Annotated in this window: 1 pseudogene; it reads right to left on the bottom strand. The window is 58.3% G+C overall.

Going from position 1 to position 230, the window contains the following annotated elements:
* Window positions 1-121 precede the first annotated feature (121 nt).
* Window positions 122-230 (bottom strand): annotated as a pseudogene (locus tag F7Q90_RS27005) (IS66 family insertion sequence element accessory protein TnpB); the annotation flags it as partial.

Genomic DNA, 230 nt, shown 5'->3' with positions numbered 1-230 from the left:
CGAGAGCAGACGGTTATATTCCGCCATTTTGCGGATGGTCGTTTGCTGCTCCTGCAGCAGCGCCCTGAGCCGGGCGTTTTCATCAGGGTATGAGGTATCCATAACCCCACTTTACAGCAGGTTATATCCGCAGGCCAGGACGTTCCGTCCGCTGCGGGTGCTTCCAGTTAATTCCTTCCAGCAGCATGGACAGCTGCGCCGGCGTCAGGTGGACTTTTCCGTCGCGGGTC

The organism is Pantoea stewartii subsp. stewartii, from assembly GCF_008801695.1.
In the GTDB taxonomy this organism is placed as follows: Bacteria; Pseudomonadota; Gammaproteobacteria; order Enterobacterales; family Enterobacteriaceae; genus Pantoea; species Pantoea stewartii.
This window is presented reverse-complemented; position numbering and strand designations above follow the sequence as displayed.